1 protein-coding gene is annotated in these 1050 nt (G+C 43.0%); it reads right to left on the bottom strand.

What is annotated here, in order from left to right:
* Positions 1–1050: carboxypeptidase-like regulatory domain-containing protein (locus ACHFIZ_RS17915; protein WP_410888341.1), on the bottom strand; the 1050-nt coding region annotated here is incomplete at both ends.

Below are 1050 nucleotides of genomic sequence, written 5' to 3'. Positions count from 1 at the left end.
GTAAAGGTCCCTGAGCAGCATAAGTTGCAACAGGTTTTTTCCTTGCTGAGATGTTCACTTCCCTCAGCTTTTGCACCCGGTTCAACTGACCAGTCTTTTCATAAAAGTCATCGAGCTTTTTGCTGTTGTCAATGTAAGCCTTCATCACATAAGGTATGTTTGTGCTCACATCTGCAATGTTTTTGTTCTTGCTCAAGAGAACTTTAGGCACGCTGTCTAGCACCACCTCTACTTTCGTCCCATTCCTTTCTGTTCTTGCCTGAACTGTAAACTTTATGCTATCTGTTAACACCAATCCTTCAAACTTAAACCGACCATTTGCATCTGTACTTGCAGTTTCAAAGACCCCTATTTTAGTAGAAATCAAGGTGATCTTTGCAGAGGGAACCACTTTGTCATTTAAGGTTTTAACAACTCCTGAAATATCCAATCCTAAACTTTCCTTTTTGAACATTGGATCAGTTAAGTAAGCCAGGGCTGGATCTGCAACCAACTCCTTCCAAACAAACCTTCTGTACCCCTGGGTAAGCATCAGGTTATCCAATGCCCGATTCACTTCTTCGGTCTCCTTGCTGAAATAATAGTTTGGCTTTTCAACATAACCCTTTAAATCTGAAGTCAGCAGCAGATCTGAGAAAATCGTATGTTCCTTTTCTTCAGCTATTGGAACCTTATCCTCATCCGTTACGGTCACCGAAAAGCTACCCGACACCATCTTATCGTTTCTGTCCCTGGCCTCCAGTTCCAAATCTACTTTTTCCTTGCTTTTATAAATACGCTTTGAACTACTGAGCTTCAGCTGCATCCTGTCCTGCGTTTTTACAAAAGCCAAGCGCTCGTTCAATGGTTCTCCTGTGCTGCTAAAGAGCGTAAACTGTACAATACCAGATGGAAAAGAACTCTTTTGAAGCCAAAAAGAAGTTAGTTGTCTGTTGATCGTTACCGGGGAGGCCACAACGGTCTCCCCGCCAGTTTGGGCAATAAAGTTGACCTTTAATGGTGCCCCATTCGCCGCTTTCAATAATCCCGGACTAGTGCTTACCCGAACCA

It is taken from the genome of Pedobacter sp. JCM 36344 (assembly GCF_046546555.1).
Lineage (GTDB): Bacteria > Bacteroidota > Bacteroidia > Sphingobacteriales > Sphingobacteriaceae > Pedobacter.
Note: the sequence above shows the minus strand (reverse complement) of the source record. Positions and strands in the feature narration are given on the sequence as shown.